The sequence below is a fragment of the bacterium genome, from assembly GCA_035703895.1.
Classification (GTDB): Bacteria; Sysuimicrobiota; Sysuimicrobiia; order Sysuimicrobiales; family Segetimicrobiaceae; genus Segetimicrobium.
On the sequence record DASSXJ010000234.1, the window covers coordinates 1 to 7,756 of the forward strand.

The 7,756-nt window shown below is 67.0% G+C and carries 5 protein-coding genes; 4 read left to right on the forward strand and 1 reads right to left on the reverse strand.

The window, feature by feature from the left end:
• Nucleotides 1-890 precede the first annotated feature (890 nt).
• On the reverse strand, nt 891-1,319 hold the full coding sequence (locus VFP86_15740; GenBank protein ID HET9001092.1) for a MerR family transcriptional regulator: 429 nt from the start codon (nt 1,317-1,319) through the stop codon (nt 891-893).
• A gap of 431 nt (nt 1,320-1,750) precedes the next feature.
• Here VFP86_15740 and VFP86_15745 point away from each other — a divergent pair, with 431 nt between their 5' ends.
• Genes VFP86_15745 through VFP86_15760 form a run of 4 tightly spaced genes read left to right on the forward strand, consistent with a single transcriptional unit; the run spans nt 1,751 to nt 7,500 of the window.
• Nucleotides 1,751-2,857 carry an ABC transporter permease gene (locus tag VFP86_15745; GenBank protein ID HET9001093.1) on the forward strand — a complete coding sequence of 369 codons (1,107 nt, stop codon included), beginning with the start codon at nt 1,751-1,753 and terminating at the stop codon, nt 2,855-2,857.
• The gene (locus tag VFP86_15750; protein ID HET9001094.1) at nt 2,854-3,723 is read left to right on the forward strand and encodes an alpha/beta hydrolase; all 870 of its coding nucleotides are present in this window, start codon (nt 2,854-2,856) and stop codon (nt 3,721-3,723) included. The genes VFP86_15745 and VFP86_15750 overlap by 4 nt, the downstream gene beginning before the upstream one ends.
• 4 nt (nt 3,724-3,727) lie before the next feature.
• Complete coding sequence (locus VFP86_15755) at nt 3,728-4,549, forward strand: fumarylacetoacetate hydrolase family protein (GenBank protein HET9001095.1); 822 nt, start codon at nt 3,728-3,730, stop codon at nt 4,547-4,549.
• Nucleotides 4,550-4,572: 23 nt separating this feature from the next.
• On the forward strand, nt 4,573-7,500 hold the full coding sequence (locus tag VFP86_15760) for an FAD-binding and (Fe-S)-binding domain-containing protein (protein HET9001096.1): 2,928 nt from the start codon (nt 4,573-4,575) through the stop codon (nt 7,498-7,500).
• Nucleotides 7,501-7,756 lie beyond the last annotated feature (256 nt).

Below are 7,756 nucleotides of genomic sequence, written 5' to 3' on the forward strand. Positions count from 1 at the left end.
CCAAGAGAGCAGATCAGTTGAGACAGTTGCCGCAATGTCGCCTCGTTCTATCTGCTCGGTGAGCGGCATTTCCCCGTTGATGTCTCGTTCTATCTGCTCGGTCAGCGGGTTTTCGGCGGGTCGGGCCTGGTGCGACAGTTGCGTGTGCCGCAGTTGCGGCTAGCGGTAGCGACGCCGACCGCATCCGAGCGATCACATCCGGCTTCGTCGCCTTCATCCGCCGCCACACTCCCAGCTACGCCGCTCTGGTCCGCGGCGCCGCCGGTGGCGACGAGCGCATCGCCGCCGCGGCTCAGCACACGCGCGCCGAACTGGCCGACCGCGTCCTCAAGGCCGCCGGAGTCACGGCTCCGTCCTGGTGGCAGACGCTGCGGGTGCGCGGCTGGATGGCCATGGCCGAAGAGATGGCGATCGAGAGCGCCGAGACAGGGCCCTCCACCGCCGACCTCGTGGACTACCTCCTCGACCAACTCGGCGGCGTACTCAGGACGTCCAGCAGTTGACGAACCGCCGCGCGAGCGCCGCGGCGGAAAGCCCGGAGCCATGTGCCGGGAGCCTGGGCCTGCGCCCGTCACAGCTCGGACCGCGCGCCAACAGACCGGGCCAGGCCTTACAGCGAAAGCAGCGACACCGACGGCGCCACGCCGCCGGGAAGTCCTCGGGCGCCGCAACAGCATGACCACGCTCTGCGCGAAGGCATGCCATCAACGAGAGCACCGACGTGCAGAATCGGAGAGCCCTAACAGCGGTCTAGGTCCCGGGCGCTTCCCCGGCGGTCCCCGGTCCTGGCGCCCGGCTGGGCCGACGGTGGTGGCGGGGCGGTGACGGCGGCGATCATGGCGACGTGGCCGGCCGGGTTGTCCGTGAACGGGGTCAGGCTGCGTTATGCCCTATTGCTTGGACCGACTGAGATCAAGCCGCAACTGTTGCATGATGCGTTCGGCGTTGTCGGTGCAGGACAGATCTTCGGGCTTGCTCTCAATGTCGGCGATAACTCTGCGGAGCCGACGCTGGGCTCGGGTGAGGCGTTGTTGGAGATCCTCCATCGCGGCGGCCTTTCCGTGGAGGGCCGCGAGGAGTCCGGGGCGGTCCCAGTCGCGGTCAGGGGCGGAGGTGGGCAGAAGTGACCGGATCTCGGACAGCGTGAATCCGGCAGCCCGGGCGTGGTTGATGATCTCCAGTGTATGCAGGGCGTCGTCGCCGTAACGCCGGTACCCGGCCTCGGTGCGATCGCGAGGCGCGATCAGTCCCACTGTCTCGTAGAACCGGATACGCGAGGTCGCGATTCCGCTGGCCTTCGCAAGCTCGCCGATCCTCATCTGATCTCCTGTGTCCCGCTCGCTCTTGACCTTCAACCATAGTTCGACCTGTCCTCAGCCCGAATGGGAGGCGACGACCTGGCTGATCAGATGCAGTCATAGCCGGCCACCGATGTCGGACGCGCCCACCTGGAGGCGATCGGCGGACGGAGCGTGCGCGGAGTAGATGCCCGGCGGTAACGACAACGCGGTTGGCCTCGCGAGCTTCGGGCACGACGACGCCGCGCCGAGTTCTTCGCAGCGTTCTGGCGCCCGTGCCGGACCTGGTGCTGGATATCCGCTCGATCACTCAACGCGATGGCACCGTTCGCTCGCGTGGTCCGGGCCGTCGTCGGCTCGCACCTCGACTTGACTTTCAACCATAGTTGAAGGTTTAAGGTCGAGCCGACCAGCGCGAGGAGCCAACACCGATCCACCAGGAGAACCCAGCTATGAGTCAGCCGACACATCAGGAAGAACCACCGCCCGGTGACGGCCAGCCGACGACGTTCCTCGCCGAAGTACGAGACTCGATCGCACCGCGAACAGTGGGCCTCGTCGTCGGAGTGCTGCTGCTTCAGCTGGGTTTCATCCTGAGCTACGTCGGGGCCTTCCACGCTCCCAAGCCGCATCACATCTCGATCGCGATCGTGGCTCCCGCGCAAGACTCCGCGACGCTGGTCCGCGAGATCAATGCGATCCCGTCTGGGCCGCTGCGAGCCAGGCCGGCGAGCGACGAACGCGCGGCCCGCAGCCGGGTTAGCCACGGCACTATCAGCGCCGCCCTCATTGTCAATGCGACCGGTTCGACCGACACCCTTCTGGTCGCGTCCGGCGGGGGGGTGTCCGTCGTCACCGCCGTCGAACAGGTCACCACCCAGATTGAGGGCACCGAGCATCGCACCGTGAACGTCGTCGACCTCGTACCACTGCAACGCGGCGACGCCCGTGGTCTCGCCGGCTTCTATCTGGTCGTCGGCTGGATCGTCGGCGGCTACCTCGTCGCCGCCGTGCTCGGCATCGCCCGAGGAGCCCGCCCCGCGAATCCCCGCCGCGCAGTCATCCGGCTGCTCTCAGTCGTTCCGTACGCTATGGCCTCCGGTCTGGGCGGTGCGCTCGTCGTCGACCAGATCCTCGGCGCGCTCACCGGCCACTACCTGGCGCTGGCCGCCGTCGGCACCTTGCTGGTCTTCGGCGCGGCCGCGGTAACGATGGCTTTTCAAGTGCTTCTCGGTGTGCTCGGCATTGGCATGACCCTGCTCGTCTTCGTCGTACTGGGCAACCCGAGTGCCGGCGGCGCCTACCAGCCCGCCCTCCTGCCGCCGTTCTGGAGGGCGATCAGCACGGCACTGCCCAACGGCGCCGGCACCGACTCGGTGCGCCGCATCGTCTACTTCGGCTCCCGCGGCATCACCGAACACCTGATCGTCCTCACGACCTATGTTGTCGCCGGCGTCCTCGTCACCCTGGGTGCCTCACTGCTGCGCGCGAAGAGAGAGAGCCGCCCGACCCCATCGGTCGGGGCACCCGCACGTCCAACGATCGGAGAAATTTCGTGAACGCAACACCGACGGTCACGCATCACACGGCTCGTCTCAACGGAATCAGCCAGCACTGGATCAGCGCCGGAGACGGCCCTCCGGTCTACCTGCTGCACGGCTTCCCTGAGACCAATTACGCGTGGCGCAAGCAGATACCGGTTCTCGCCGAGAAGTACACGGTCATCGCGCCCGACCTGCGCGGCTACGGCGCCACCGAGAAGCCGGCAAGCGGCTACGACAAGCGCACCATGGCCAATGACCTCGCGGCGTTGATGGACCATCACGGCCATGACCGCGCCGCCGTCGTCGGCCACGATCGCGGCGCCCGAGTGGGTACACGGTTCGCCAAGGATCACCGGGAGCGGATCGATCGCTTCGTCACGATGGACAACGTCCCCACCCGCATTCTGGCCCAGAACGCGACCCCGGCCGCCGTTCAGGTCGGCTGGTTCTTCATCTTCCTCGGCGTTCCGGACCTGGCGGAAGCGCTGATCGCCGGGCGCGAGGAGGTGTTGCTGACCCACTTCTACCGGTCCTGGTCCTACAACCCCGAGATGCTGTCGGCGCAAGAGATCGACGTGTATGTCCGCGCGTACCGGCAGCCGGGGGCCGTCCGGGGCGCGGCGATGGACTATCGCGCCATCGAGGAGGACCTCGCCCAGGACATGGTCGACGCCGCAGACCTCATCAGCTGCCCGGTCCTGGCCCTGTGGGGACAGGACTTCGCACAGAACCGCTTCTTCAACCTGTTGGATGTCTGGCGCAGCATGGCCGAAGACGTGCGTGGGGTCGGCATACCCCAGTGCGGGCACCTGCCCCAGGAGGAGAAGCCAGACATCGTCAACGAAGAACTCCTGAGCTTTCTCCAGGGCTGGATCGGGTGAGCGCATGAAACTCATCGCCTACCAGAACGGCGAGCGCGCGGTCATGGCTACCGTTGTCAACGACGTTGCCGTTCCCTTCGCCGACCTCGAGGAATTCTGGGCCGACCCGCAGCGGGGCCTGGCCGCAGCCGCTCGATCAGACTCCACCGGTGCACCGATCGCGAACCTCATCCAGGTTCCGCCGCTGCCCGACACCGCCCGGGTGATCTGCGCGGGCTTGAACTACGCCGCCCACGCCGCCGAGGCGAACGTCGAACTACCGAAACAGCCCGACATCTTCGGACGGTGGCGCTCCACCCTGGTCGTTGACGGTCACCCCGTCCCGATACCACCGAGGGATGAGTACTTCGACTGGGAAGGCGAGTTGGCCATAGTCGTCGGCCAGGAGCTTCGAGACGTCACCCCCGAAGCCGCGCACGCCGGCTTCCTGGGCTACTCCTGTTTCAACGATCTGAGCGCCCGCAAATACCAGATGGGCAGCGACCGGTGGACGCTTGGCAAGAACGCCGACGACTCCGGGCCGCTCGGGCCGTGGATCGTCACGTCCGACGAGATCCCCGACCCTGGTCACCTTCGAATTCAGACTCACGTCAACGGCGAGCCGATGCAGGACGGCAACACCGCGAACCTGATCTTCTCAGGTGCCCAGATCGCGGCCTACGCCTCGGGCGTGATGACGCTCAAGCCCGGCGACCTCATCGTCACCGGCACACCCGAGGGCATCGGGGCCACCCGGCAGCCACCGAAGTTCCTGCGCCCCGGCGACACGGTCACCGTCGACATCGAGGGCATCGGCCGGCTCACCACCCCGATCGTCCGTCGCTGACGCGAACGAGGAGATTACGAACCATGGCCCTGTTCGAGCCCGACACCACTCGCATCGGTCACCCACCAGGCGACCCGGCCGAGGATCGCATTCCCGACGAGCTGGCATCCGGAACCCCGCGGGAGCTCAGAGAGGCGCTGAGCAGGCTGATCGGCGCCGACCAGGTTCTTCACCGCGCGATCGACCTGGTCCGCTACGCCTCCGATGCCAGTCCCTATCGGCTCATCCCTCAGGTGGTCGTGACTCCGCGGACCGTTCAGGACATCGTTGCGCTGTTGAACTACTGTCGTGACACCGGCCGTCACGCCACCTTCCGCGCCGCTGGGACGAGTCTGTGCGGACAAGCGCAGTCCGACGACATCCTGATCGACGTACGCCGCCACTGGACCGGAATGGCGCTGGAAGAGGACGGACGCGCACTGCGCACCGGGCCGGGCGTCATACTCGGACACGCCACCGCCTACCTGCGCCGCTACGAACGCCGGCTGGGACCCGACCCTGCCAGCAGCGACGCGGCCACCGTCGGTGGCGTCATCGCCAACAACGCCGGCGGGATGCGCTGCACGATCGAGCGCGACGCCTACCACACCGTGCGGTCGATGACCCTGGTGCTGGCATCCGGGACCGTCATCGACACCGCCCAACCCGACGCCGAGGCGAACTTCCTGCGTGCAGAGCCCGACCTCGCGCAGGGCCTGCTGCGTCTGCGGGCTGAGTTGCTTGCTGATCACGCGCTGGCCGAGCGGGTGCGGCACAAGTTCACGATCCGCAACACCACCGGATACCGGCTCGATGCCCTGCTCGACGCCGACACGCCGCTGGAGATCTTCCGCCGGCTCGTCGTTGGTTCGGAAGGAACGCTCGCGTTCATCGCCGAGGCCGTGATCGACACGCTTCCGACACCGGCGCTCACCTGCGTCACCTGGATACCCGTGCCGTCCATCACCGAGGCGGTGGCGCTGGTGCCGGGCCTGGTTGCTCTCGGCGCTGAGGCGGTGGAACTCATGGTCGCACCAGCACTGACTGCCGCCGCCCACTCGTTCCCGTCGACGCCGGAATACTGGAAGACCCTCGATCCGTCCGCCGCGGCCTTGCTCGTCGAATTCGGCGGACCAGACGCCGACTCCCTCGACGAGGCCGAAGCCGCGGTACGCGCCCTGGTGGCCGATGCGAACCTGCTGCATCCGCTGGAGTTCACCCGCGACGCCGAGGCGATAGAAGTCGACTGGCGCGTACGCGAAGGCCTGCTCGGAATCGTCGGCAAGTTGCGGCCAGACGGCACGGCGGTGATCAACGAGGACGTCTGTTTCCCGCCGGCTCACATCGCGCAAGGCGCAGCCGACCTGCTGGCGCTGCTGAGCCAGCACGGCTTCCTGCCCGGCGTGGCGGGACACGCAGCCTACGGGAACTTGCACTTCACTCTCACGCCGAAGTTCGACGATCCCGCCGACCGTAACCGCTACCGCGCCTTCATGGATGGGCTGGTCGACCTGGTCATCGACAAGTACGACGGCTCGCTCAAGGCCGAACACGGGACGGGACGCAACATGGCCCCCTTCGTGCGACGCGAGTGGGGCGACACGGCGACCGACATGATGTGGTCGATCAAGAAACTGGCCGACCCCCATGGCGTCCTGGCCCCCGACACCGTCCTCAGCCGCGACGACGGAATCCACCTCCGGCACTTCAAATCGACCCCCACGATCGAGGACGTCGCCGATGCAGCCCACTGCATCGAATGCGGGTTCTGCGAGCCGGTCTGCCCATCGCGCAACGTCACGATGACACCGCGCCAACGCATCGTCGTCCGACGCGAGATGGCCCGCCAGGCGAGCGACTCACCGGTCTTCGCGCAACTGCTCGCGGACTACGAATATGACGGCATCCAGACCTGTGCCGTCGACGGAACGTGCGCCGTGCCATGCCCGGTAGACATCAACACCGGAGCGCTGATCAAATCCTTCCGCCAGGACGAGGCCACCGAGCGCCGGGAGAAAGCCGCGCTCGCCGTCGCCAGGCATTGGCGGCGCGTCGAAGCGCTGGCCCGCCTGGGCATGGGGGCAAGCGACGTGGTCTCCAAGACCGTCGGTGTCAAGGCGCTCACCGGCCTGACTGCCGCAGCGAGAACTGCGCTCAGCAAAGACCTCGTACCGTCGGTGCCAGGGCCAATGCCGCAGAAAGCGCCGCGCAAACTTCCCGGGACATCCCGGCCGGGCGCCGCCGCCGTGTACTTCCCGGCCTGCATCAACCGCATCTTCGGCCGCGCGCCCGGAACAGCGCGGCGACCCAGCCTCCCCGAAACACTGGTCACTCTGTCCGCCCGCGCCGGCCGGCCGCTCTGGATTCCCCCCGACGTCCGCGGCCTGTGCTGTGCCACCCCCTGGAGCTCCAAGGGCTACCAACTCGGACACGCCTGGATGGCTAGCGCCATCGCCGACGCCATGTGGGAATGGAGCGACCGCGGTGAGCTGCCCGTCGTGATCGATGCCGTCTCCTGCACCCACGGCCTGCTCGACGACGTCAGCAACCACCTCGACGCCGAGCGGCAAGCACGCTTCAAGCAAATCCAGATCCTCGACGCGATCGAGTGGTCCCATCAGCTGCTGCCCGCCCTCACCGTCGGACGCAAGCTGGCCAGCGCGGCGCTGCATCCCACCTGCTCCACGAGCCACCTCGGCCTCGTGCCGAAGCTCCACCAGATCGCCGCAGCCATCGCCGACGAGGTGATCGTCCCGATCGGCACCACGTGCTGCGGAACCGCCGGCGATCGAGGCTTGCTACACCCCGAACTCGTCGTCTCGGCCACACACGACGAGAAGGCCCACCTCGACGCCCACCCGGCCGAGGTCTACCTGTCAGCCAACCGAACCTGCGAAATGGGACTACACCAGACCACCGGCAGGCCATACGAGTCCTTCGTCTTCACGCTCGAGACGTTGACTCGCCCGTGAATCGAGCTTGTAACCTCAGGCGTGCATATATTTTTGAATTTCCTCGTTTACGCTGCGTTCCAGCAGATGCGGCCGGGATAAACCCTGTCCAGCTCATTCAGTGCCCCGGAAGGACACGAACCGTGCTGACGACCCTGCGGATCGACCCGGACGCCCCGCAGCACTGGACATGGGACGGAACCGGTACACCGCCCCCGGCGGCGGACAGATCGAACCCTTTGCCCACCCGATGACCGAGCACACAGCCGTCACCGAC

Excerpts from the sequence above, each read along its gene's own strand:
- VFP86_15740 (HET9001092.1), bottom strand. The coding sequence starts at position 1,319 with ATGAGGATCGGCGAGCTTGCGAAGGCCAGCGGAATCGCGACCTCGCGT.
- VFP86_15755 (HET9001095.1), top strand. The coding sequence starts at position 3,728 with ATGAAACTCATCGCCTACCAGAACGGCGAGCGCGCGGTCATGGCTACC.
- VFP86_15745 (HET9001093.1), top strand. The coding sequence starts at position 1,751 with ATGAGTCAGCCGACACATCAGGAAGAACCACCGCCCGGTGACGGCCAG.
- VFP86_15760 (HET9001096.1), top strand. The coding sequence starts at position 4,573 with ATGGCCCTGTTCGAGCCCGACACCACTCGCATCGGTCACCCACCAGGC.